This window comes from Mycoplasma sp. 13536 (assembly GCF_055523495.1).
Window position 1 is genome coordinate 16660 of the sequence record NZ_JBVFVC010000001.1, and the last position, 25974, is coordinate 42633.

Annotated in this window: 22 protein-coding genes; 11 read left to right on the plus strand and 11 right to left on the minus strand. The window is 30.6% G+C overall.

Annotated elements, in window-relative coordinates; translation table 4 throughout:
* Nucleotide 1: 1 nt before the first annotated feature.
* Genes AC0B4N_RS00080 through AC0B4N_RS00095 form a run of 4 tightly spaced genes read left to right on the plus strand, consistent with a single transcriptional unit; the run spans nucleotide 2 to nucleotide 4314 of the window.
* A complete protein-coding gene (locus AC0B4N_RS00080) occupies nucleotides 2-1735 on the plus strand; it encodes a NusA N-terminal domain-containing protein (protein ID WP_465101899.1) in 1734 nt (577 codons plus the stop codon).
* Nucleotides 1722-2015, plus strand: a complete 294-nt coding sequence (locus AC0B4N_RS00085) for a YlxR family protein (RefSeq protein ID WP_465101900.1) — start codon at nucleotides 1722-1724, stop codon at nucleotides 2013-2015. The genes AC0B4N_RS00080 and AC0B4N_RS00085 overlap by 14 nt, the downstream gene beginning before the upstream one ends.
* Entirely contained in the window at nucleotides 1991-3796 is a 1806-nt protein-coding gene (gene infB, locus AC0B4N_RS00090) for a translation initiation factor IF-2 (protein WP_465101901.1), read from the plus strand. The genes AC0B4N_RS00085 and infB overlap by 25 nt, the downstream gene beginning before the upstream one ends.
* A gap of 8 nt (nucleotides 3797-3804) precedes the next feature.
* Nucleotides 3805-4314 (plus strand): adenine phosphoribosyltransferase, encoded by a 510-nt coding sequence (locus AC0B4N_RS00095; protein WP_465101902.1) that lies wholly within the window; start codon nucleotides 3805-3807, stop codon nucleotides 4312-4314.
* A gap of 30 nt (nucleotides 4315-4344) precedes the next feature.
* Here AC0B4N_RS00095 and AC0B4N_RS00100 read toward each other — a convergent pair whose 3' ends face one another.
* The 6 genes from AC0B4N_RS00100 to AC0B4N_RS00125 all read right to left on the minus strand — a co-directional run bounded on the left by AC0B4N_RS00100 (nucleotide 4345) and on the right by AC0B4N_RS00125 (nucleotide 9160).
* Complete coding sequence (locus AC0B4N_RS00100) at nucleotides 4345-5241, minus strand: MAG1430 family protein (protein WP_465101903.1); 897 nt, start codon at nucleotides 5239-5241, stop codon at nucleotides 4345-4347.
* A 1-nt stretch (nucleotide 5242) separates the two neighbouring features.
* A complete protein-coding gene (gene yihA / locus AC0B4N_RS00105) occupies nucleotides 5243-5821 on the minus strand; it encodes a ribosome biogenesis GTP-binding protein YihA/YsxC (RefSeq protein WP_465101765.1) in 579 nt (192 codons plus the stop codon).
* Nucleotides 5814-6242, minus strand: a complete 429-nt coding sequence (gene coaD / locus AC0B4N_RS00110) for a pantetheine-phosphate adenylyltransferase (protein WP_465101904.1) — start codon at nucleotides 6240-6242, stop codon at nucleotides 5814-5816. The genes yihA and coaD overlap by 8 nt, the downstream gene beginning before the upstream one ends.
* A gap of 1 nt (nucleotide 6243) precedes the next feature.
* On the minus strand, nucleotides 6244-7434 hold the full coding sequence (locus AC0B4N_RS00115; protein ID WP_465101905.1) for an acetate/propionate family kinase: 1191 nt from the start codon (nucleotides 7432-7434) through the stop codon (nucleotides 6244-6246).
* A 58-nt stretch (nucleotides 7435-7492) separates the two neighbouring features.
* Nucleotides 7493-7708, minus strand: coding sequence for an MAG6790 family protein (locus tag AC0B4N_RS00120; RefSeq protein ID WP_465101906.1), 216 nt, complete (start codon nucleotides 7706-7708; stop codon nucleotides 7493-7495).
* Nucleotides 7709-7975: 267 nt separating this feature from the next.
* A complete protein-coding gene (locus tag AC0B4N_RS00125) occupies nucleotides 7976-9160 on the minus strand; it encodes an IS30 family transposase (RefSeq protein WP_465101907.1) in 1185 nt (394 codons plus the stop codon).
* Between the two features lie 198 nt (nucleotides 9161-9358).
* Here AC0B4N_RS00125 and AC0B4N_RS00130 point away from each other — a divergent pair, with 198 nt between their 5' ends.
* Both AC0B4N_RS00130 and AC0B4N_RS00135 read left to right on the plus strand, forming a co-directional pair.
* The gene (locus AC0B4N_RS00130) at nucleotides 9359-11746 is read left to right on the plus strand and encodes an MYPU_1760 family metalloprotease (RefSeq protein ID WP_465101908.1); all 2388 of its coding nucleotides are present in this window, start codon (nucleotides 9359-9361) and stop codon (nucleotides 11744-11746) included.
* Nucleotides 11746-12405, plus strand: a complete 660-nt coding sequence (locus tag AC0B4N_RS00135) for a DUF402 domain-containing protein (RefSeq protein ID WP_465101909.1) — start codon at nucleotides 11746-11748, stop codon at nucleotides 12403-12405. The genes AC0B4N_RS00130 and AC0B4N_RS00135 overlap by 1 nt, the downstream gene beginning before the upstream one ends.
* Before the next feature lie 27 nt (nucleotides 12406-12432).
* On the opposite strand, the gene recO is transcribed toward AC0B4N_RS00135, so the two are convergent.
* A complete protein-coding gene (gene recO / locus AC0B4N_RS00140) occupies nucleotides 12433-13107 on the minus strand; it encodes a DNA repair protein RecO (RefSeq protein WP_465101910.1) in 675 nt (224 codons plus the stop codon).
* A 110-nt stretch (nucleotides 13108-13217) separates the two neighbouring features.
* Between recO and AC0B4N_RS00145 the strand changes: the two genes are divergently transcribed.
* From AC0B4N_RS00145 to AC0B4N_RS00165, 5 genes are read left to right on the plus strand one after another with little or no spacing between them, the layout of a single operon-like run.
* Nucleotides 13218-13520 (plus strand): hypothetical protein, encoded by a 303-nt coding sequence (locus AC0B4N_RS00145; RefSeq protein WP_465101911.1) that lies wholly within the window; start codon nucleotides 13218-13220, stop codon nucleotides 13518-13520.
* Nucleotides 13513-15162 carry a DAK2 domain-containing protein gene (locus AC0B4N_RS00150; RefSeq protein ID WP_465101912.1) on the plus strand — a complete coding sequence of 550 codons (1650 nt, stop codon included), beginning with the start codon at nucleotides 13513-13515 and terminating at the stop codon, nucleotides 15160-15162. Before AC0B4N_RS00145 ends, AC0B4N_RS00150 begins: the two co-directional genes overlap by 8 nt.
* A gap of 1 nt (nucleotide 15163) precedes the next feature.
* Nucleotides 15164-16144 carry a phosphate acyltransferase PlsX gene (gene plsX, locus AC0B4N_RS00155; protein ID WP_465101913.1) on the plus strand — a complete coding sequence of 327 codons (981 nt, stop codon included), beginning with the start codon at nucleotides 15164-15166 and terminating at the stop codon, nucleotides 16142-16144.
* Nucleotides 16134-16850, plus strand: a complete 717-nt coding sequence (rnc, locus tag AC0B4N_RS00160; protein WP_465101914.1) for a ribonuclease III — start codon at nucleotides 16134-16136, stop codon at nucleotides 16848-16850. The genes plsX and rnc overlap by 11 nt, the downstream gene beginning before the upstream one ends.
* A 6-nt stretch (nucleotides 16851-16856) precedes the next feature.
* Nucleotides 16857-19790, plus strand: a complete 2934-nt coding sequence (locus AC0B4N_RS00165; protein WP_465101915.1) for an AAA family ATPase — start codon at nucleotides 16857-16859, stop codon at nucleotides 19788-19790.
* 86 nt (nucleotides 19791-19876) lie between these two features.
* Here the strand turns inward: AC0B4N_RS00165 and AC0B4N_RS00170 are convergent, their stop codons facing one another.
* The 4 genes from AC0B4N_RS00170 to AC0B4N_RS00185 all read right to left on the minus strand — a co-directional run bounded on the left by AC0B4N_RS00170 (nucleotide 19877) and on the right by AC0B4N_RS00185 (nucleotide 25673).
* On the minus strand, nucleotides 19877-22756 hold the full coding sequence (locus AC0B4N_RS00170) for a variable surface lipoprotein (RefSeq protein ID WP_465101916.1): 2880 nt from the start codon (nucleotides 22754-22756) through the stop codon (nucleotides 19877-19879).
* 186 nt (nucleotides 22757-22942) lie between these two features.
* Nucleotides 22943-23998, minus strand: coding sequence for an energy-coupling factor transporter transmembrane component T family protein (locus AC0B4N_RS00175; protein ID WP_465101917.1), 1056 nt, complete (start codon nucleotides 23996-23998; stop codon nucleotides 22943-22945).
* Nucleotides 23998-24882: an energy-coupling factor transporter ATPase gene (locus tag AC0B4N_RS00180; protein WP_465101918.1), complete on the minus strand. Its 885-nt coding sequence runs from the start codon at nucleotides 24880-24882 to the stop codon at nucleotides 23998-24000. The genes AC0B4N_RS00175 and AC0B4N_RS00180 overlap by 1 nt, the downstream gene beginning before the upstream one ends.
* On the minus strand, nucleotides 24858-25673 hold the full coding sequence (locus AC0B4N_RS00185; RefSeq protein ID WP_465101919.1) for an energy-coupling factor transporter ATPase: 816 nt from the start codon (nucleotides 25671-25673) through the stop codon (nucleotides 24858-24860). The genes AC0B4N_RS00180 and AC0B4N_RS00185 overlap by 25 nt, the downstream gene beginning before the upstream one ends.
* Nucleotides 25674-25974: the final 301 nt, after the last annotated feature.

The following is a 25974-nucleotide window of genomic DNA, read 5'->3' on the forward strand; positions in this document are numbered from 1 at the left end:
TATGCCTAGAATTAAAAAAGATACTAAAGGAGCCCAAGTAAATAAAAGCCATCAAGGAGTTTTTTATGAACTTTTAAAAGTGAGTTCAGCACATAAAAAACTGCCATTTGAAGATATTGTGCAAATCTTCCAAACTGAAATTCAACGTGCGATTAATAAATCATATGATCCTGATGCACAAATTGAGATCAGAGTAGATCATGAGAATTCAATTGCCAGAATTATTAATTTAAAAGGTAAAGTTATTGATGATCTTACTAATCCAGATTTTGAACAAGATGAAGATAAAAATATTTACTTTATTGATTTTTTGCTTTCGCAAGTTCCTGAAGACAAACGTGCTAATTATCAACCAGGTAGTGAAATAGAAATTGAATTTAAGTTTGATGATCTCGGAGAAAGATCGCGTAAAGCTATTTTAAGTGGTTTTAAACAAGAATCTCGTTTATTAGAAAGATCACGCGTAAAAGAATTATTTGGCAATAAAATTGGTGAAAAATTCTTTGCTAAAGTTAATACCACTTTAAAACATGAATACGATATTGATATCTTCTACAATAATGAAGCATTTCGTGCTTTATTACCAAAGAAAAAAACACCACCACGTAAAACTTTAAACCCTGGAGCTGATATCAAGGTTATCTTAGAAAAAGTTAACTTAGAAAAAACTGCTACTCCGCTTGAAGTAACTATGCTTGATAAAAATGAAATTAAAGACACTTTAACTAAAGCAATTGTTGAAATACAACGTGGTGATCTAGAAATTGTTAGAATCAGACGAAAATACGGAATTAGATCAAAAGTAGCCGTGCGTGTAAATCCAGAACGTAAGTTTGATTTTGATATTATTGGTTCAATCTTTGGGCAAAATGCCCAAAGAATCAATGATGCTTCAAAGGCAATTGGTGAATCAATTGACATTATTCGTTATTCAAATAATAAAAAAGAATTTATTTCTAATTCGCTTTCGCCTGTTGTCCCAGTTGATATTTTAGTAACCAAGGATCATAGGGCAGCATTTGCAATTGTTAAAGATGAAGATATAACTAGAGCAATTGGTAAAGATGGAATTAATATTGAATTAGCCTCAAAATTAACAGGTATTAAAATTAAAGTAAAAAGTATTCAACAAGCCAACGAACTTAATTTACCATATAATAAAGAAAAACTTAAAGAAACACAATCAAATAAATTATTAGATAAACAATTATTTAAAGCAACAAAGCCAAAACTTGGCAAACGTTCACAAACTCAAGAATTATTGGATGTTAAAGAAATGAAACTTGCCTTGAGTAATTTTAATGATGATTTGCAATCATTTATTGATAATACTTTAAACACCCCTGAACAAGATAAACCTACCAGAAAAACAAAAACTCAAAGCCCTAAAAACGATGATATCAACAAACTGTTTTATAATCTAACTAATGAAATGAAAGATTCAGACCAAAGTATTGAGTCATATGAAGATTTAATGGCTACGAGTGATGAAGAGCAATGAGAGTACATTTTCAACCCTTCATTTGCAGATGAAAATGAAGTTTTTGATGATGAAAACTTTGAAAATAATGAAGCAAAAACAAGTGGAGAACCTGTTAATGAAAATCCTAAAAAATCAAAAAACCTTGTACAAGTTTATAAAGGAATTAAAGATTTCAAAGTTGATAGTGATTTAGCTAGTTATGGATTATCTGAAAATCTCGACTTTGGTGATTTAGAAGATGAAAATTGATAAAATATTAACGAGAAAATGTATTGCAACAAATCAAATTCTTCCAGTACAAGATCTTGTAAGATTTGATTATCAAAAAACCACTAATACACTTGTAATTGATTGAAATAAAAATCTTAAGGGACGAGGCTGCTATTTTCTTCCAACGCAAGAAAATTGGAAATTAATTATCAAAAAAAGAGCCTTTAATCGCTCTTTAAGGTCTAATATATCAATGGATCAATATCAAGTTTTAGAAACCCAGTTAAAGGAGTTAATATGAGCAAAAAACAAACCAGAATAAGTAATGTCAGTGACATTAAAGAACAATTACAAAATACAAAAACTGAGCTTAAAGATGGTGTTTTTGTATTTACTGGAAAAATGTCAATTATAGACTTTGCCCAAAGTACCAAACTTAATGCTAATGATATTATTAAAAAATTCTTCCTAAAAGGCAAAATGTATAATTTAAACCAAATCCTTGATGAAGATGAAATTACTGAATTGTGTATTGACAATGGCTTTGACTTCCAAAAAGCAACTAATATCGATGGAACTAATTTCCTTGATGAAGTATTATTTCAAGATCACCAAGATGATCTTGAAAAAAGATACCCAATTATTACCATCATGGGCCATGTTGACCATGGTAAAACAACATTAATTGATAAAATTAGAAATTCAAATATTGTTTCTACTGAATCTAGTGGTATTACCCAGCATACTGGGGCTTACCAAATTTCACATAAAAATAGCAAAATAACCTTTTTAGATACTCCTGGTCATGAAGCTTTTACCAAGATGAGAGCAAGAGGTGCCAAAGTAACTGATATTATTATTTTAGTTGTAGCAGCTGATGATGGAGTAATGCACCAAACCAAAGAAGCTATTATCCATGCAAAAGCCGCAAATGTTCCAATCATTGTCTTTGTTAATAAAATGGATAAACCTAATAAAGATTTAGATCGTTTAAAAGGTGAGTTAGCTGAAAATGATGTAGTAATTGAAGAATATGGTGGGGATACCCAAATTGTCTATGGATCCGCTTTAAATGGAGATGGAATCACTGATTTATTTGATGCAATTATGCTCTTAGCTGATATTATGGATTTAAAAGCTAATCCAAATCGTTATCCAATTGGAACTATTATTGAATCAAGAATTGATAAAGGTTCTGGTGTTGTTTCAACTATTATTGTTGAAAATGGAACCTTAATCAAAGGAGATTTCATCGTTGCTGGTTCAAAATACGGAAGAATTCGAACTTTAGCAGATGCTCAAGGCGAACCACTTGACAAAGTAGTTCCTGGTTCTCCAGCTATTATTACAGGTCTAAATTATGCTCCTGATGCTGGTGATAAATTTGTCGGTTTTAACGATGAAAAATTTGCCAAGAAACTAGCCAACGAAAAAGCCTTCGCTGATAAAATGAACTTTTTACATGATAAAAGCATAGCAGCCACCAATGCCGAAGGTAAAAAAGTTATTAACATTTTAATTAAAAGTGATGTGCACGGAACTGCCGAAGCTTTAAAAGGACAAGTTAACTCACTTGAAAATGATGATGCCATTATTAAAGTTATTTCAGCAAGTGCTGGGCACGTTAATGGAAATGACCTTTTACTTGCCCAAGCCTCAAATGCAATTATTTTTGTCTTTAACCTAAAAACCCCAACCACAGTAAAGCAAAATGCTGCTTCGCAAGGGATTAGTTTAATTGAACATAATGTTATTTACAAAATTATTGAAGATTGCCAAAGTTTATTAGAAGGACAAAGAGCTCCAATTTATGAAGAACGTAAAATTGCTAGTGCTCACATTATTAAAGTCTTTTACTATTCAAAAGTGGGACATATTGCCGGTTGTTTAGTAGACTCAGGTACAGTAAAAATGAATGCAAAAGTTAAAGTATACCGCAAAGGTAATTTAATTCACGAGGGGGTTATTGAGAGTTTACGCCGTGAATTAAATGATGTTAAAGAAGTAATTAAAGGAAAAGATTTTGGTACTCATATTAAAAATTTCAATGACATTGCCGAAGATGATGTGCTTGATTTTTTTGAAGACGTACGTATTAATTAAGACATAAAATGAATTTAGAAAAATATATTAAAGATGTTCAAAATTTCCCAAAACCAGGCATTATTTTTAAAGATGTAGCCCCTTTATTAGCAAATGCTAACGCTTTTAAAGCAAGCATCGATTTAATAGCTAGTTATCTTGATGATGTTGATGTAATTATCTCGCCTGATGCTCGCGGTTTTTTATTTGGAACCCCCGCTGCATATGCTGCAAATAAACCATTTTTAATGGTCCGTAAACCAAATAAATTACCTGGAGAAGTGATTTCCCAAAAGTATGATTTAGAATATGGACAAAATACATTACAAATCCAGGCGAACCTCCTAAAACCAGGCCAAAAAATCGCGATTATCGACGATGTTTTAGCAACTGGTGGAACCATTGATGCAATGATTAAATTAGTTGAATCACAAGGAGCAAGCGTTACTAAAATTATTGTTTTAATTGAATTAACAAACCTTAAAGCATCTCAAAATTTTGATTCAAGTATTAAACTTTACTCATTAATCAAAGCTTAGCAAAAACCTGCCTTTAAGGCAGGTTTTATCTTATTCTTGAGCTTTAGTTGGATATTTTAAAGTATATGAAGCACTAATATTGGTATCTTTGGTATTTAAATAACTTAAATCATCTTCTTTAGCTTCATTAATAATGGCTCTTAGTTTTGAAGAAAATAAGATGGTATTTTTTTCATGATCAAAACTAAGTTCAATTGAACTAGGAATAACCATAGATGAACTTGATGAACCATAGTAACTAAATACTTTAGTATAAAAACTTATTTTTTCAGCAGCATTTGTTTTAACTTTATTATAAGCTGTTTCAAAATCAGCTAAAGTAGGATATTCACTTTGTAACACATCTTCTTTTAGTAAGACTTCTTTAATAAACATACCTTGGCTATATGAAACTTCATCATAAGGTTTAAAACCATCCAATTTATAAATATATTCAACTTGGGTATTTAAGGTTTTACTACCTTTTGGATTTAAAATGAGTTTTAAATATAAAGTACCAGTTAAATCATTAGCATATGAATAAAATGATAAATTATATTTATCTTGATAGAAATTAAGTAAGCGACCTTTAGCATGATTTAAACCAAATAATTTCTCTTGGTTTAAATCACTAGTAATTAATTGTTTTTTTAGAACCAATTGATTGGCTCAAAAGTTTGTATCTCCTCGTGGGGTATTAACAGAAGATTGTAAATACATTGGGCTACTTGCATACTTACTAGCATAAACAATTGTTTTATCAAAGTTACCAACCTCTAATTTAAATTGCCCTAATTCTTCTTTTAGTAAAGTAACTTGATCATCATATGTTACTTGTTTAAAAACCTTAGTATCTTTCAGTTTTGTGGCTAAGAGTGGGATTGAACTAAATAGCACAAATAGTCCTGATCCAAATAATATTACTTTACGATAATTTAATTTTGCCATCTTATACTCCTAATAATGTTTGATTAATATTTTCAATTAATTCATTAATTCCTTTGTGTTTTTCAGCTGAAACAATGAAATAAGTAAAGTTACCATATTCTAAGTTAACTTGCTTAATTGATTTAAGCAAGTTTTGATAATCCTTTTGTCTTAGTTTATCACTTTTAGTATAAACAAGCACAAAAGGCATATTAATATTTAATAAATATTTAATTACTTGTGCGTCGTTTTTTAAAATTCCATGGCGCGAATCAATTAATAAATAAACACATTTTAAATTTTGCCTAGTTTCTAAATAATTTTCCACCATTAGCATCATTTGTTTTGATTGCTCAATTGAAATTTTAGCATAGCCATAACCAGGTAAATCCACAAGCACAGCCCCATGATTATTTTCAAAAAAATTAATTAATTGTGTGCGACCTGGAGTTTTAGACACCCTAGCCATCTTTTTATTAAAAACAATTGCATTAATTAAACTACTTTTACCTACATTAGAGCGGCCCCAAAAAGCTATTTCATAGTTTTGATGCTCATAATAATTACTAGGACTTGTTGCTGATTTAACAAATTTAAACATTTTGCTCCTTAATTAATTTTAGTTCACTTGATGAGTATTTTATGTATTCATGATCTGGAATAATTAAAATTGTTTCTAATTCTGGGTTAATAGATTTATTTTGACTGGCTAATTCAATTTCATAATTATAGTCTAAATTTTGCCGTGCTGATCTAATTAAATATTTAATTCCCAAATCTTGGGCAAGTTGTGCACTTAAGATTTGGGGATACGGGTTTAAAACAACTAAATTTTTAAATTCTTTAGTTTGGGATTTAATATAGTTAATATTCTTTATTATATCATTTTTCTCTTTTTTTGGATTTTGAGCAACTAAAAGAAATACTTGATCAAAAAGCTTTAAAGCTTTTTGTAGTATTTCTTTATGTCCCTGATGAAAAGGATCAAAACTACCAGCATATAATGCTTTTTTAACTCCCATTTTATTTACTATAAATTTTTAAAGCATTTTGTGCAATAACTAATTCTTCATTGGTCCTAATTACATAAATTGGAATTTGACTTAATTTTGTTGAAATTAAGGCAAAATCTTCAATATTTCCATTATTTGCCTTGCTACATAATTCTAAGGTTTTAAAATGTAATTTATTAATAATTTTCTCACGAATCATAGCCACATTCTCACCAATTCCAGCGGTAAAAACTACGCTATCAATACTACCACCAAGTTTATTGAAGTAAATAGCACAATAATCCGCAATTTTTTGAGCATATAAATCAAGTGCAAAAATTGCATCTTGATTACCTTGCTCGGCAGCAGATCTAATATCGCGCATATCACTTGAAACTCCCGATACTCCTAAAAGACCTGATTCTTTATTTAAAATATTGGTAAATGTATCAATACAAATTCCTTTTGATTTCATCACATATTGGTGAATTGAAGGATCAATATCACCGCTACGAGTTCCCATCATAATACCAGCTAGCGGGGTAAGTCCCATGCTGGTATCAAAGGATTGTGAATCTTTAATTGCACATAAACTTGCACCATTACCAAGGTGTAAGTTAATAAAAGTCACCTTTGGTTTACCTAAAATATTTTGTAATTTTTGGGTAATATATTCATGGCTAATTCCATGAGCACCATATTTTTTAATATTTAATTCTTTTACTAATTCTTTTTTAATTGGGTAAGTGTAATTCACTGGATCAATTGTGGTATGGAAGGCGGTATCAAAATCAGCTGATAGTTTTGCTTTTGGAAAAATATCTTTAAAAGCAAAAATAGCTTGCAAAGCACCAGGGTTATGTAATGGTGCATAGCTTGCATATTTATCAATAATTTTAATTAAATTCTCATCAACCTTAGCGGTTGTTTTTACTTCATCACCGCCTTGCACAATCCGAAACCCAATAAACTCAATTTCACTTTTATCTTTAATTAAATTAGCTTCTTGCATTAATTCATATAATAATTCAACAGCCTTATGGTGATTTGGCATCTGTGCTTCTTTTTCAAATTTTTGACCATTATATTTCAAACTTAAATTACCTATAGGCAATGTGATTCTTTCAACTAATCCACTTGCAATTAAATCAAGTGAATCTTTATTAAATAAACTCATTTTAATTGAACTACTTCCTGCATTAATAACTAAAACTTTTTGCATAATAATCTCCTTAAATGTAAAAAACCAAGATTTTGCAAAATCTTGGTAAGAAAACTTTTTAAACTACTTTAATAAGTACTTCCTTAGAGTAATTTTCACCTCTAAGGTGGTCGCGCTCAATATGAATAATTTCAATTTTTACGTTACCTTGGGTATGTTCACCATGTTTTTGACCACGGCGAAAACCTTTGATTAATCCTTCTAATTCTTCTAATGTATTTGATTTGGCAACAATTTCACCATTTGATAATAGTCTAGCCTTATATTTATACATAATTAACCTCCATATATCTATTAATATTATAGCATTTTTATCCTAAGTTAGGTAAAAAATCTTATAAGATCTAATTTTTGTTTTTTGGAAAAGTCACTTGCGAGATATTAACAAAATAATTGTCTTTTAATTTTAACATAATTTTTAGATAAAAAAATGTATGCGAAAACAGAAAACACGGCAGTGTTTTCTCGTCGGTTTTGCTTACTTTTGTCAAAAGTAAGGCCCCTTTGATTGCAATCAAAGGCGGGGGATTAAAAAAAGTTTTTAGGTTATCTTATAATTCCGGACAACTTGTCGATAGTTATTTATTTTTTCCATCATATAATCAATTTCTTGCTGAGAGTATTTATCTAAGCTTTTTCCTTTGGGAATGTAATACCTAATTAAGCGGTGCATATTTTCTATTGAACCTTTTTGTCATGAACTATATGGTTGGCATTTAAATAGTCTTTCAGTTGGAATAACCTGGTGCAATAAGACATTTTCACTACCATTATCAACTGTTAAAGTTTTAATGTCTAAGTTATGTTTCTTAATTAGTTTGAGAAGAGTTTGTTTGATAGCTTTGGAGTTGCGTTTTGAGAGCATAGCATAAGACATTCTGGTTTGCCGTTCAATTATCGTCACAATACAATAGGTATCATTGATTTTACCAATAACGGTGTCTAATTCAAAATGACCATGTTCCAAGCGATCATTAATATAAGCTGGACGTTTTGAAATTTCTGTAGCATATTTTAATGTTTTTGGTTTGGTTTGTTTTTTCTTCCTTATGCCATATTTTCCTTCAGATTTTCTAACAATATGGTCAAAGTCAAGGAAATAAGGGTATTTTTTAATTATTTTATAAATTGTACTAGGTGAAGGAGCAAATTCATCAGGGGAGAATTTTTTAAAAGAATTAACAAGATAGGTAACTGATTTCTTAACTTCTTTTTGCTGCAAATTCTTTTTATTTCTATTTTTATTGTATGTATTAAGCTCACTATACCAATATTTTCTGTAGGCCTTTCATTTCTCTTTAATTGCATCACTTACAAAAAAGAGTCGCGAAAATGAATAACCTAATAAATGTTCGTATAGTTTAGCAAAATTAAGGGTTTTAACCCGCATTACTCTTTTTGAACACTTAGGACAAACATAGCGATTTTGTTTATCTAAACTAAGTGGTCTGCGATTTGTAATAATTTCGATTTTGCTTTTTATACTTCGAATGTCTCTATCAAAAATCTTGGCGACTTCTTGGATTGAGAAGCCTTCAGAAAGTTCTTGTAAAATATTATAAAGTTGTTCTAGATCGATTTGATCTGATCGTAATTTTCGTTGTGTCCCAAGAGCTCCTTGCATTTTTAAGATAGTGTTGTAATTCTCTTCAATTTTAAAATGTTGATATTTATTTTCTTTTCGATATTTGTCAAAAACACAAATATATTTTTCTAAATTTTTCATATAATTTTAAAGTCTCCTTTCATTTTTTTAAAATTTATTAATACAACTATTTTATTACAAGGCAGACAAAAACAATGTCACATGCAAAAAACTTGCATGTGACATTTCCAATTAATAGGTTTGAATAATAATTTTCTTTGATTTTGTTATAATATTATACATTAATAAATATTGAATATAAAGGAGTATAATTTAACTATGAAATTTAAGAAATTAATTAAAAAAATCTCTGTTTTTTCACTCTTATCAATTACTACAGTTACAGCATCATGTAGTTTTACTGAGAATCTTTTAACTGGAATTGGTTCAATTGCAGGTATTTTTATAGATAAAAAAGATGATAAAGAACCAGCAGATCCCGGCACTGGTAACCAAAGAGAAATTACAGGGCCCCAAGAACCAAAACAAAGTGACCCAATTGAAATAAGCATCATTGGAACGCCACCTAAAAAAGATGAGGAACAAGATCCAAACCAAGGCAATATACAAAATCCACCGCAAGATATAAATCCAGATAATGGTCAAACACAAAAAGAAACACCAAATCAACAACCAAAAAAAGAAATTTATACAAATAAAGTACAAAACTTTTTACCAATTTCTGAGCAAGAAGTCGGCTTTATTGGTACTTTAACACCTCAAGAAAAAGAACAAGAAATCAAAAGACTTAATTCTACTTTATATACTTCACTTGATCAAGTACAAGTTAAAATGCGTAATAATGAACCATATTTAGAATATGTAGACCCTGAAATTGGTTTAATTTTCAGAGATTTTAGTTACCAAGCAAATGGAGAAACTAAATTTTTACTTGGTAAAGAAGGATTATTGCAATTAGTACATGAATTTAAACGTAAAATTCCTTATGGGCCAGAAATTCATGATCTGAAATCTATTTCAATTAATGATTTAGCAATCATTAATGAAAAAGTAAATGGACTTTATATGCCTGATTCACGGAGAATGTTTGTTAATGGTCTAAATGCTCAAGAAAAAGGCTTTGATACTTACCAAATTATTGGTAATTTAATGCCAACAATTTTCCATGAATATATGCACCACTGAGTTACAGTGTATGCTGAGACAGGATTAATTGAAGATCCTAAAGCACAAGTAACTGAAGCCAAATCTAAAGATATTAATAAACGTCAGTTAACTGAAGTTTATTATAACCCAGGAACTACCCAAGAAAATGTTGATCATTCACATGGAGCAAGACAATTTTGAAACTCATATTTTACTGCTAATTTTTATAGTTTATTAAATTATGATGTTACGAAAAAAACCTATATTGAAGATGAAGTCTTAGAAAAACTAGGCGTTAATTCTCGTATTAAAGAAACTTTAATCTACCGTAATTTATCATTAAATGATATCTGGCGCTTAGCTAATGAACTAACTACTCCTGCTCATTTAGTTGGTAATGACAATATTAGCCAGGTAATGAGTGTTAGTCCAAGTGGTTCATTCAAAACAACTAAATCAAGAATTAAATACAACTTTTCTTTAACTGAATTAGTGCCACGTGAATATACTAAATATGCCTATGAATCATATTTTTCAATTGATGAAGAAAATGAAAGTTATGATAATGAGGCCGCGAGAAAAAGCACCATTAACTGATTTGGATCAAGATACTTTACTAATTCAGAAGGAGAGTATCAAGGGATTAGAATCTTTTCACCTTCTGGTAATGCCGAGGATTGATCATATACATATTTAAATAACTTTGATTCATTACGTCGCCAAGGTTGATTCCAAAATGGTGAAGGCAATAATAAATATGATAATAGTCCTAAGTTTAATGCCACTGTTTTACCAAACTCAGTCTTTGATATCAATAAATATCGTGTCGTGGATAAAACAGAGCAAAAACAAGAAAGAGTTCAAACAATCTTTGGACACACTCAAACAGTTACTCGAACCGTTGAAGTACCTGGTGAATTACCTGAAGCTAAAACTAAAAATCGCTCAGTTGATTTTTACAAAGTATTCTTAGACACTATGGGCTATGGCAAAACAATTAGTCAAATCTTTACCAAAAATGAATTAAGAAATAATGATAGAGGTATTGAAAATACTAATACTAGTTATCCAACCTTAATAAAATTCTCTGGTTATTTAGCAGAAAATACTAAAGCAACAGGTTTAGTTTTAAAAGATCAAGCTGGCAAAATTTATGAACAAAGCTTATTTGAGACTACTAAAACATTCAATTTCTTTGGTCATAAAGATATTGACGAAGGTGCAAAAATGTCTGAAGATGGTCAAAATCCTTCAACAAATCGCCAAAAACAAATTCAAAATCGTTTATATCCAGCTGATGCAGGATATAGCCAAAACTTTGTGAGTTATATCACCAAAAACTTCATGGATGTTAAAGATAATTCAACAATTCATTTATGGTATGATACCAATCAAGATGGCAAAGCAACTGATGATGAATTACTAACATACAATATTACCTTACCAACTCAAAGAGCTGTTTCAACCCAAAGATCAACTAATGTAACAACCAGCAACTTTGAAAAATTTATTGTTGACACTAACAATAACCAAGCAACGATAAGAAAGCTTAAACCATAATGTCATGAGATTTTAATGATATTAAAGTGGGCTCAATTGTAAATGTGCAAGCTTACAAACATAATGGATTTTTATACCGCCAGTGAACTAATGCTAAAATCTTGTTTCATAACCCCCGCCATATTGTTTTATCTTTAAAAGGCGCAAGGGTTATTGAAAATATTAAAGGTCGCAAGGGATGATCATATAAAGATGATGCTTTATGATTCATCCCAAAAGCCAGTTTTTATAATTCAATTATGATGTTTCGTGATGGGGCAAAATGTTATTATATTAATTTAGCCTCGTACCCAATTTATGAAGATAATACCATTAAATTTATTGATTATGATTTGGATATCAAACATTATCCAAATAAAGAATTGCAAATTGTAGATAAAGAAGAATTTGAAGAAAATGCCCGTAAGTTCAATTATGGTCCATTAATCAAAGAAGCAATTTTAAACGAAATTCAAAACATCATTTGAATGTATAATAACGATTCATATTTCTTTAGTAGCAATATCATTGATTATTATCTAGATATCATGTTTAAAGATAAATTATTAACCCAAAAGCAATATAATGAATATAAGCATAATAAAGAGCACAGTTATTTTGAAGAATCGCAAATGTTGCAAGTATTGCGAAATTATAAGAAAAAAACTTTTCCAAAATAAAACAGATCAAAATAATTTGATCTGTTTTTAAATGTAATAACCAGCTTCTACTAATAGATTTTTATATAATGCCCTTAAATTCATATCTAAATTATAATCAACTAATAATAAATATTTTTTTAAATTGTGATATGAAGCCCAAATTGCATTCAAATATTCCACGCTCATTAGTTTTCGAGGATTACAATGCTCTTTGCACACAAAACCAGCTTCATAAAAGTCAAATGAAACTAAATTACGGTTTTCTCCACATTCTCAACATGATTCAAAACTGGGATTTATTCCAAAATAATATAAACTTTGAGCATAAAAAAACGTCAAAATCTTGAGAGTATACCCTTTAGTTAAATAATCAAATACTTTTAAATATAAATCATATAAATGGTTTACTTCTCTAATATACATTAAAACTTTTTTGATTTTTTTAAAAAAATACACTCTTTGCACCTGCGTAAGATCATACATTTTTAATAAATATGCTTTTTTTAACCGCCCAGTTTTTCCTTTTAATCTTGCAGAAAAATATTCAATTTCTACAAGACTACCAAGTTGTAAATTAGCACGATTTTTCGATAAAGGCTTATCAATACCGCTAGCTACTAGTCTTAAAACCCCGTAGTTAGTAAAAAAACTAACTACGTGGTTATTATCATTACGTAATTCAATTTCTAACACAATTGCTTTAGCCACAATATTTGCCATAAAAAGTCTCCTAATAATCAACAATATTATTTGTTAAATTATAATTATAATTTATAATATAAAAATATAAATAATAAGTTTTTATTTTATAAATTATACAAAGGGGATTTATGAACATAAATCAAGTCAAAGAACTATTTGTTAACATCTTAACCTCCACACCAGGAATTAAGGAAATTCATCCAGTTTCCCAAACCATGAATGTGGTGGCACAAGTTAATTACGAAGATTTAATTGAAGTTTTTCAATTAGATAATATTTGAAGTTTCAAAGCTTCAATCTCAATTTTAGCTGGTGTGCAAGCCAATGAATTAATTATGGAGATAAACCAAAAACTTAGTTATGAATTTAAATTAACAAAACAAAAACTGAAAAACTTAACAATTACTATTAAAGGAGTAATTTATGAATAAACCAATTTTTCTTGATTCACTAACTTTTGCCAATATGATGATTTCAGGAGCCTATTCATTACAAAATTCAAAAAATAAAATTGATGCTTTAAATGTCTTTCCAGTCCCAGATGGCGATACTGGAACCAACATGTCTTCCACTTTTAGTTCAATTGTTTCAAAACTTAAAACAGTTGATGCAACTACACCTATTTCAGAAGCAACTAAATTAGTCTCAACAGCCATGATTTATGAAGCTCGTGGTAATTCAGGAGTTATTTTAAGCCAAATCTTTAAAGGTTTTGCATTAGGCTCTGAAGGCAAAGACTCTTTAAGTTTGCCTGAATTTTTAAAGGCCCTGCAAGCGGCTGTTGAAAGAGCTTATAAATCAGTTTTTAAACCAGTAGAAGGAACTATCTTAACTGTGATAAGAGAAACCGTTGAAGCAATTGTTAAAGAATATCAAGATCATAATGATCCAAATATTACCTTACAAGAAGTTTTTGGTAAATTATTAAAATATTGCCGCCAGAGCTGCGATGAAACACCAAATAAGCTTAAGATCTTGCGTGAAGTTGGAGTAACAGATTCAGGGGGCGAAGGATTATACAAAATCTTTTGAGGCATTAATGAATATTTAAATAATCGCCCAGTTGAAATATCTTCACAAAATGAAGATATTTCAACCTTTGTTAGCGATAGCGAAGTTTATGAAGGTGAATTTGGATATTGTACTGAAGTTTTAATCCAATTAGATGATTGGCAAAACTTTAATAAAGATGCTTTAACTAAAGAAATAGAAAAATTAGCTAATTCTTTAGTAATTGTGACCGATGATGAAATTCTCAAAGTCCATGGTCATACAAAAGTACCTGGTGAATTTCTAACACTTTTACAAAAGTATGGGGAATTTATTAAAATTAAATCTGAAAACATGACCTTACAAGCTAATAATTCAAAAGCAAATAGTGAAAAACTTCAAAATGCAAAAGAATCAGAAGATCGCCAAAAATGTGGGATAGTTTCATGTAATATTGGTCAAGGAATTATTGACAAAATGTATGAACTAGGAGCTAATTTTATCGTGGAAGCTGGCGAAACCAAAAACCCATCAGCACAAGAAATTATTAATGCAATTGACAATGTTAATGCTGAAACGGTATTTGTTTTCCCAAATTCTTCAAATGCTATTTTAGTAGCCCAGCAAGCTGCCCAAGTTGTGGATGATAAAAATGTCATTGTGATTCCTACTAAAAGCCAAATTCAAGGTTTAAGTGCAATTATCAATTTTAGCCCTGAACTTGATTTTGAGGATAATAATGAATTAATTAGTGATGCAATTAACGATGTAGCCTGGGGCGAAATTACAGTTGCAGTTCGTAATACAACTATTAATGGTATTAATATTCAAAGTGGTAATTATTTATCAATTTTAAATGGTAAGATAATTGCAGCTAGCAAAACGGAAAAAGAAGCCTTAAGGATTTTAAGCACTAAAATGATTAAAGGATCAAGTGAAATAATCAGTATTTATTATGGTGAAGATGGCTCAGCCACTAGTGCCCAAGATTTAGCTAATTATTTAGAAACACGCTACGAAATTGACGTGCAAATTACCGAAGGAAATCAACCTAATTATCACTATTTAATAGGAGTTGAATAAGATGAAACATATTGTAATTGATATTAATGGCTTAGATCATGGACCACAAGCCTATTTAGAAGCTTGCCAAGAATTTTTGATAAATCACCAAGACTTAAAACTCACTTTAATTGGTGATTTATCTAAGTTATCAATTAAAGAAATTCATCCGCAAATATCTTTAATTGATAATAACCATAAAAATAGTGATCCAAAAAACCTGAGGCAAAATTTAAAAGAACCAACGTCCATGAACCAGGCTATTACAATGCTGCAAGAAAACCAGGCTCAAGGCATTATCTCAGGTGGTGAAAGTGGCAATTATATTACGGCATTAACCTTTAAAGTTGGTCGTTTACCTGAAATTGATCGCCCCGCCTTTATGCCAATACTCAGCGCTTTAAATCAGCGTAAAATCTTATTTTTAGATGTTGGTGCTAATTTACAAGTTAAGCCTGAATACTTGCACCAATGAGCCAAATTAGCACAAATTTTTAGCCAAAAAATGTTTCAGGTCAAAAATCCTCAAATCACCTTATTAAATATCGGTACTGAGGATTATAAAGGATTTGAAACAACGATCCAAGCAGCAAAATTGCTGCAAGAAGATCCTGAGCTAAATTACATTGGTTTTAGCGAACCAAGAAATTTATTAAAAGGAAATTACGACATAGCCATCATTGATGGCTATGGCGGGAATTTAATCCTAAAAAGCTTTGAAGGAGCGATTTTATCCTTCAAAGATGCAATTAAAGAAGGAGCTTTAAAAAGGCTCAGAACTAAACTTGGTGCATTATTATTAAAACCAGTTTTCAAAGATATTATGAAAAAATTAGATTATCGTAATTCTGGAGCAGCTTGAATCATTGGCTTACAAAAACCAGCTTTAAAAATCCATGGTTCAAGTGATAAAGTTGCCATTTTATATGCACTAGACCAAATGTACCAAGCAATTGATAATAATTTAATCAACGAATTCAAAGGAGAAACTAATGCAAACTAACAATCAAGAATACCAAATTAAACTAGAAAAGTTTTTAGAAACAATTAATATTAAACCAGCTGATATAACTTTATATATCAAAGCTACAACCCATAAATCATTTAGCAACCAAGATGATCAACCTAGTGATGTCAACTATGAAAACTTAGAATTCTTAGGGGATTCAACTTTAGGTTTTGTAGTCTCATCATACATTTTAAAAACAAATCCAAAAATTAGCCAAGGATTATTAACTCGTTACCGTGCTGTAATTGTTGAAACTAAGATGTTATCAATGATTAGTCAAAAACTAGGTTTACCAGAATTATTACGTACAGGTCCTGGTAAAATGCACCAAGATGTAATTAATTCACCAAAGGTTCAAGCCGATGTGCTTGAAGCTTTAATTGGTGCAATTTACCTAGACCATGGTCTTAGCGATGCTATCATGTTTATTAAAAAATTCATTTTAGTTGAAGTAAAGGATAAAAACCTAATTAATTTAACTGATTTAAAAGATCCAAAAACTAAATTACAAGAATTATTCCAAAGTATGAGTAAAGAAAATGTGACTTACCAAACTCAAGAATTAGGACATCAAGAATTTGAAGCTAAAGCAATTCATGAAAAAAATGTTTATGGATCAGGAAAAGGAAGATCAAAAAAAGAAGCAGAAAGCCAAGCAGCCCAAGATGCTTTAGAAAAATTGCAAAAATTAAAAGGTTAATTACAAATGAAATTAATTAAATTAGAAGCCCATGGCTTTAAATCATTTGCGGACCCAGTAGTGCTCCGTTTTAACGGAGGAATTGTTGGCATTGTTGGACCTAATGGTTCAGGAAAAAGCAATATCAATGATGCCATTAGGTGAGTTTTAGGAGAACAAAGTTCCAAAGAACTCCGTGGCGATTCCATGGCTGATGTTATTTTTGCTGGCTCTAAAACAGCCCAGCCCATGAACAAAGCCCAAGTAACGTTAACTTTTGATAATAAAGAAAGATTAAGTTCTATTGATGCTGATACTATCAGCATCTCTCGGGTAATTGAAAGGGATAAAGGCATTAATGAATATTACATTAATGGCGAAAAAGCCCGTTTAAAAGAAATTAAAATGCTAGCCATGGAAACTGGAATTGGGAAAAGCTCTTTAGCAATTATTTCCCAAGGAACAGTTTCAGATATTGCCCAATCTTCAGACGAACAACGCCGTAAAATCTTTGAAGAAGCTGCGGGAGTTTCAAAATACAAATTCCGTAAAGAAGAATCATTAAAAAAATTAGATCAAGCACAACAATCTTTAAAAATTATCCAAGCAAAATTATCTGAAATGCAAAAACGTCTTGAAGGTTTAAAAATACAAGCTGAAAAAGCTTATAAATATAAAGAACTAAGTAAAGTACTCCAAGAAATTGAAGTGCCATATTTAGCTTTTAATATTGATAAAAACCAAAATCTTGTTGATACTCTCTCGCAAGAACTTGCAGGTTTTGAAGAAACCGAAAGTTCTTATAAACAAGATATCAAAGATTTTGAAACACAAAATACTAGCAAATTAGAACTTTTAAAAGATTTAAAAACTAAAATTGCTCAATATTCTAATATTAAAGAAACCTTAAAAGTACGTGTTAATGGGTTAGAATCTAGTATTCAAGAAGCAAAAACTAAACGTAAATTATTAGCTCAGGGTACTTTAGCTACAGATGCCAAAGAACAAAAAGCAGCTATTATATCTGAAGTTCAAGACTTAGAAAATAACCTTAATGCTTTTAAACAAACATATGATGAAATTTTTAAGACAAAATTAGACTTAGATACAAAGATATCAAAGTTAACTCAAGAGATTAATGAGTTAACTTTGAAATACAAAGCTAAAGAATCACGCAATGCAGAATTAAAGGCCCAATTAAACCACCTTAAAAACATCTTAAAATCACGCAACAACCTCTTCCAAGGTACCAAGACCATTTTAGAAAATAAATCGTTTTTTAAAGGTTTAAAGGGCATTGTCGGCGATTTAATTAAAGCACCTAGTGAATACACAGTTGCTTTAGAAACAATTTTAAAACCTTCCTTACAACATTTAGTTGTTGATCAAAATGATACAGCGATAAAAGCCATTGATTTTTTGAAAAAAAACAATGGCGGTAGAGCTACTTTTATCCCCCTTGCTACAATTGATGCAAAACATGTGCGAGACGATTATTTATTTGCTTTAAAAAACCAAAAAGGTTATATTGATTTAGCTAGCAATTTAACTATTGTGGATCAGCAATACCAAAAACTTAATAATTTTTTATTAGGTAATGTAATTGTAGCTAAAGATATTGAATCAGCTACCTTTATCTCAAAAATAACTGAAAAAAAATATCCAGTAGTTTCATTACAAGGAGATTTAGTTAGAGTTGGCGGAATCTTAGTTGGAGGAAGCAAGGAGCAAAGTGATCATAGCTTTGGTTTAGAAGATAAAATTAAAACCTTGCAAGATGAGCATGATGGTAACCAACTTATTAATCAAAAGCTTGCTTTTGATTTACAAACCTTAAATGATAATTTAAGGTCAATGCAAAATAACATGCAGTTTAATATAACTCAGCTTACTTCCTTGCAATACCAAATTAAAGAAAAACAAAACCAAATTGATAAATTAAAAAGTAAACTATCAATTGCTGATTTAGAACTTAAGGATAATAGTTTTGAAGCTTTAAACCAAGCTCAAACTAATATTCTTAAGTTACAACAAGAAATCAGCCAAAATGAATATAACTTACAAATTGCGCTGCAAGAAAAAGATTCAATATCAACAGATATTGAATCTAATAACCAAAAAATAAAAGAATTACATAGTTTGTTAGAAAAATTATGAGATTCTTTTAAGAAAAAAAATAATAATTTAACAAATGCAAAAAACCAATTAGATATTGATCTACAAAGACTTAACGAACATTACAATATGACCTTAGATTATGCTAAAAACAATTTTGATCTCTCTTTAGCTGCTAATGCAGCTAAAGAGAGTATTGATAGTTTAAGGAGCGATATAAAAGCTTTAGGTAATGTTAATTTAGATTCAATTGCCGAGTATGAAGAATTAAATGCTCGTTTTACTAAAGATTCAGCTACTGAACAAGAAATAATTGAGGCACGAAACCTATGCTTAGCTGCAATAACAGAATTAGATAAAAAAATCATTCTAAGACTTTCAAGCATCGTTAACGATGTTAACGATGAAATGCATAAAGTATTTTCTTCGTTATTTGGTGGAGGAACTGCAAAAGTTCAGTTCTTAGACCCAAATAACGTGCTTGAAAGCGGGATAAGTATTTACGCTCAGCCCCCTGGTAAAAAAGTTAAAAATCTCAAACTTTTCTCAGGTGGTGAAAAAGCATTAATTGCTATTTCCTTGCTCTTTGCAATTCTAAGAGCAAGGCCTTTGCCCTTATGTATCTTAGATGAAGTTGAGGCAGCGTTAGATGAATCCAATGTTGTACGCTACGCTCAATATTTACAAGAATTAAAGCATAAAACACAGTTTTTAGTTATCACCCATAGAACCGGCACAATGACCCGCGTTGATGCGTTATTTGGGGCAACGATGCAACGGCGTGGTGTAACAAACTTTTTCAGTGTTGAACTTGCGCAAGCTAAGAAATTAATTGACCAAGAATAAAGAAAAATCAAAGCAATTAAGCTTTGATTTTTTTATTAAGAACTTGTTGTTGTTTGAGATGTCCCGGCACTACTTGCTTCACTAGATTATGAGCTAGACCCCCCCGCACCATTTGTTTGGGTTTGGGTTTGGGTTTGGGTAGAAGATGCATCACCTGTTGAACTAGTACTACTGTCCCCCCCAGTTGTAGTTTGCCCTTCTTGAGCTTTTACTTCTGGTTTAGGGTATACTTTGTAATCTAAGATCTTATTCTTAAGATCTGCTCAATCTTTAAGATGTTCAGTATTAACAACAGTATCTTTACCTTCTAATTTAGTTTTAAGTACTTTAAATAAGTTAGTAATTTCTGTTTTATAATGAGATTCTACTTCTACTTTTTCTCATCTATCAATATCTATTTTCAATAGATATTTAAGTAGTTTGTTATCTTTATTTAAACTATCAACTTGTTTTTGTTCTGTACCTTTAAAAGTATCATGTTTAGGAACTTTACCTAAGATAACTCTAAAGACATTATTAGGTTGATCTTCGGGTCTAATTTCTAATTCAACAGCTACGGGGTCATTATTGGTTGTTTGTGTTTCAGTATCACTACTTGTAGTTGACACACTAGAAGTTGATGTTGTTTCTTGCTTTTTATAATATTTTTTAACTTCTTTAATATTAAATGCCATTTTAGGTGAGATAATAGTTAATTTATCTTCATCTCTAAACTTAATTCAAAAGTCACTAACTTTTCAAGAAGTTAAATCATAATCTTCTATAGTTACAGTTGCACCGTTATTAACTTCAACGGTTTGTGGAGTTGTTTGGGTGCCAGTAGAACCACTTGAAGTTTCAGATTTTACTTTCTTTTCTACTAGGATGGTACCAGGAGTTTTGATTAGGCCTCCGGCGGTTTGTGACTTTTGGGATACCTTATAGGGGTTGGTATCACTGGGCCCCCAGAATCCGACCCTGTATATTGGGGTGTCTAAGTTCCCGGTAGTTTTATTTGCCTCTTTTCACACGACTGACCCTGGGGCATCTCCGTTTGTGTGGGTCCCGTTAATGAACCAGTTATCTTTGGTTATATTAGAGTCATGCTGTTGTTTGGTGTTTTTTTTCGGTATGATTTCAATTTGCACGTATTTGGCTTCTACTGGTTCGAACTCGATAACAATTTTCCCGGTGTCATTTGTTAACTTTTTAATGAACTCAGCCCCACTGGATCAGTCTCCAATGTTACTCCAGTTTGGTATATTTACTTCGCCCTGCTGTTTATCTTTATACTGATCCCCATAGTCCGCTCCCAGTCAATCGTTTGTTTTCCGGTGCGATTGGTTGTTTACTTCTTGTCATTTCTGGCCATCCGTGCTGGTTCTTACTATTATTTCTTCGGGTCAGGTCCACCATCCATTTCCGCCCTTGTGTGTTGGCATATTTAGATTGTTGTTGGTCAGTTGCAGCTCAAGTTGGACTTTAGATACTTCTTGTCCCCCATTGTTTTCGTGGGTTAATTCCCATGCTCAAGTGTGATTGAATTCCATCCCTACTTTCTCGTACATAGACCCCGGTTTTTGGTTTAAACCAGTTTTCTGTTCTCCTCCATTGTTTAGGAAGGTCTTTTGCATGGTGTACTCACTCAACGCTTTAACACTTTTGTCTACTCCGGGTTCATATACATTTTTTATTTCTATTGGTGTTGAATTCCTTGTATTGTGGTTTGCTTTCCCTTCACGTGCGGAATCGCCTTCGACAGCATAAAGAACTATATTCGCTGTTGACTTTCCTTGTTCTCCGTTTGTGCCTTTTTGTTCTCCTTTGTCGTCCCAGGTTACGTCTACTTTTCAATTTTTATTTACTGATTGTCATTCTTCTGTCGCAGGGTTTTGATTTGTATCTCTCCACTTAGTGGTTGTAGGGGAGAAGTCTCCTGGGAGGTACCTGAACAAATTGCCACCTTTTTGGCCCATCACAAATCATTGTTTAACAGCCGACATTTGGTCATTTTCGTTGACCAAATTATTTTTTTGGTATTTTGCGTCTGCTGGAGCTTCTCCGAAGTATTCTTGAACTTTGCTCTTATTTTCCTCGACATATTTTGCACGAATTTCAGTTTCTTTTTCTGAATATTGGCTGATATCTGTGAAGTAAGTTTGGTCTTTTAATGCTTTGGCAAATTCAGCTTCTTTTTCTTTTCTGAATTGACTTTCAGAACTAAAGTATCCTAGTTCTGATTTTAAAGTTTCAATTCCTTCTTTTAATCTATTTTCTTCTTGAGTTAATTGAGTTTCAAAGTTAGTTAACTCAGTAATTTCATCAGCAGTAGAACTACGGGTAGTAACATAATTTAAAACTCTTGTTTTAAATTTATTACCAGTAGGAAGTTTAGTTTCTAATGCTGTTTTTAATTTTGCATAAGCAATATTTAAAGCATTTTTAAGAGTTTCTAATTCACTTTTAATACTTTGCAAGTTGGTTTGATCATTATTAGAATTTAAACCTAATTCAACTTCTAACTTACGTGGGTTACGTGAAGGAAGTTCACTAAGCAGAGTTCTTATTTCGGTTTTTAAAGCAGCAACTGCTTGATTACCAGTAGTTTCACCAGGTCTCTCAGGTTTAGGTGCTGGACCAGGAGCAGGGTCCCCGGTTCCAACTTTATCTTTAGTTTGTCCTGCTTTTAATTGAGTAATTTTAGCACTTAATTTATCTAAATTACTTTTTTGGGTTGTTAATTGCCCTTTAGCTCCAGCACTAAGGTTATTATAGTCTCCTAGTGCTCTATTAACGCTAGCTTCATCGCCAGCGGTCACATTACTTTCAGTCTTAGCTAAAACTGTAGCATGTGTTTGTTTAAAAACATTAACTTCAGTAGCGGTTGGGTCAACTGGTTTAGGTTCTTGAGTTGTGCCACATGAAACGGCTACAAAAGGAACTAACACAGTACTTACGCTAAGTAAAGATAATAATTTCTTTTTCATAAGTTTCTCCTATAAAAATGTAATAATATTTTATTTGTATGTTGATTTAACTAAATAGTTAAAAACATACATTAATATTATAATACATATTTATATAACTTAATATGATTTTTAACCACTTGGACAAAATCCTTTTAAGGCTATGAGAAATATATAAAAAACATAAAAGCAAGGATATCCTTGCTTTTATGAAACTACTCTTATCATTAAAATTCAGTTAACTAGGCTATAATGTCCAATATTATGAATTTTATAAACCCCGTTAGCAGAATCAAAATATGAATGTTTTACTATTATGTTATTTAAGATAAAAATACTCAAAATCCCCATAAATAATAAAACAATTAAGAAATCACTAACTTTTAATTTAAAAACACGATATTTCGTACGCTCTTCGTATGGATCATAGCCCCTAGTTTCCATTGCATTAGCTAAATCTTCAGCTTTTTGAAATGATGAAACAAACAATGGAATAATTAAAGTACTAAAGGCAATTATTTTATCTTTAGTATTACCATGTTTAAAATCAACTCCCCGGGAAGACTGTGCCTTAATAATCCGAAAAATTTCATTTACTAATGTTGGAATAAACCTTAAAGCAATTGAAATAATCATGGCAATAATATGAGTTGGGATAAAAATAAATTTTAAAGGATATAATAAACTTTCAATTGATTTGTTTAATAAAATTGGCCTAGTGGTATTAGTTAATAAACTAGTAACTAATACCATCACATATAAACGAAACACTAAGGTAATGATTCGATTAATAGAATTAATCGAAACCCCATATTGAATCTTCACATAATTACCGTATGTTTTTATGTAATAATCAATGGTATCTTGGCCAACAACTTTAGCATTATAAAATTCACTTCACAAAATCTTTTTACCATCAATTTCTAAGTCTTTAGACCCAGACGTAAAGATTGGCCAAAAGTATGAAACATAATAATTATTTTTATATACTGTTTCGTTATTAACAGTATATAAATTAACCACAAATAAAAAAACTGAAATGATTAAGGGCAGTTTTAAAGTTTTTAAAACTGGCCTAATACGTTTAGTAGTTACAATTGAAATGATTGTAATAAATGAAGCTAAAAGCAATAATTCAATAAAATTTGAGGCAATAAAAAGTAAAACAATAAATAAAATACTTAATAAAACTTTGATACGAGGGTCAATTTTATAGACAAAGCCATTCCCTGGTATATAACGTCCAAATGCACTTTGTTGCATTAGTTATCCTCCTTATCAAAAATACTTTGATTTAGATAATCGGCTAGTTCTTTTATGTTCTTTACTTTTGGAACATTAATTCCTTTTGCTTTAAGCTCATAAATAAAAGCTAAAAGTTTGGGTGGTTCAAGGTAGTTTTCTTTAAGTAAATTAATATCATTTAAAACATCATAAGTTTGTCCATCAGCAACTATTTTCCCTTGGCGTAGCATAACTGTTCGTGTTGTTCTTTCTAACACACGATCTAAATCGTGTGTTACATTAATAATAGTTTTTCCTTTTTGGTGTAATTTGCTTAAAATATCTAAAATCTCAATTGTACCAACTGGATCTAATCCTGCAGTTGGTTCATCAAAAACTAAGAAATCTGGATTCATAGCTAAAACACCAGCAATAGCAACTCGGCGCTTTTGCCCCCCAGATAATTCAAAAGGGCTTCTTTCTAAATATTCTTGGCCAAGGCCAACTTCCTCTAAACATTGAGCAGCGACTTGATATGCTTTTTCTTTAGGCATTCCAAAAGCAATAGGTGCAAAAGCAATATCTTCTTTAATAGTATTTTTAAATAATTGATATTCAGCAAATTGAAACACTATTCCAATTTTTTTTCGCAAATCTTTAAATTTAAACTTACTGGTTTTATCACCATAAAACCAGTCTGTAATATTATTATTATCGTTTATTTGCCAGTGCACATATCCATTAGTTGGCTTTAATAAACCATTAAAATGTTCAATTAAAGTTGTCTTACCAGAACCAGTTGATCCAATAATTCCAAGATATTCACCATCATTAATTTTTAAAGAAACATCATTTAATGCTACAAATTCTCAAGGAGATTTTTTATTAAAAATTTGTATTACATTTTGAATTTTGATTTGCATATTTGATTAATCAATTCCTCTCTGCCGTATGTGGGTTCAATATTATGCAGTAAACTACTTAATTTATAAATAAATGGCGAGTCAATTTTAGCAATTTCTAAAATCTCTTGATTATTTAAAATTTCCTTAGGATTCCCTTGGGCAATTAATTGCCCTTGGGAAAAAACAAGGCACCGGTCAGCTAAAATGGCCTCATCCATATCATGGGTAATAGATATTAAGGTTTTTTCCTTATTATCTTTTAATTCCTTAATAATTTCTAAAACACTGCTTTTACCTTTAGGATCAAGCATACTGGTAATTTCATCAAAAATAATTACATCAGGATCTAAAGCCAAAATTGAGGCAATGGCAACACGTTGTTTTTGTCCTCCAGATAAATTCTCTGGTTCCCTGGATAAATGCTCTAACATATCAACTTTAGCCGCCACTTTATGAATAATGCCTTGCATAGCTTCATGAGGAATCTTGCGGTTTTCAAGACCAAATGCAATATCATCTTCAACTGATGAACCAATAAATTGGTTATCAGGGTTTTGAAAGATAATACCAATTTTCTTGCGAATTTGATATAAATTTTGACGATTATAAACTATACCATCAACAGATAAAGAACCTGCTTGTGGTTTTAATAAGGCAACAAGCACTTTAGACAAAGTGCTTTTGCCACTTCCATTATGCCCTAAAATGGCTATATATTCTCCTTTATTGATTTCAAAACTAACATTATTTAATGCTGGTTTTTGCACACCTGGTTTATAACTAAATACAATATTATTAACTTTAATCATAACTTTAATTAATTATAAAATAAATAATAAAAAATAACAAATAATAAACTGGGAAATTTTTTTCGGACGGTTTTATCTTCCCCAACCATACCATTTGGCTAAGCCAAACGGAATGGTTGGGGAAGGTTTTTTTTATCTTATTCTTTTATAATTATATCAGTTTATAAATTCTTTGATTTTTTGTGATAATTCAATAAAAGTAAGTCTTTTTTGGAAAAGTCACTTGCGAGATATTAACAAAATAATTGTCTTTTAATTTTAACATAATTTTTATATAAAAAAATGTATGAGAAAACAGAAA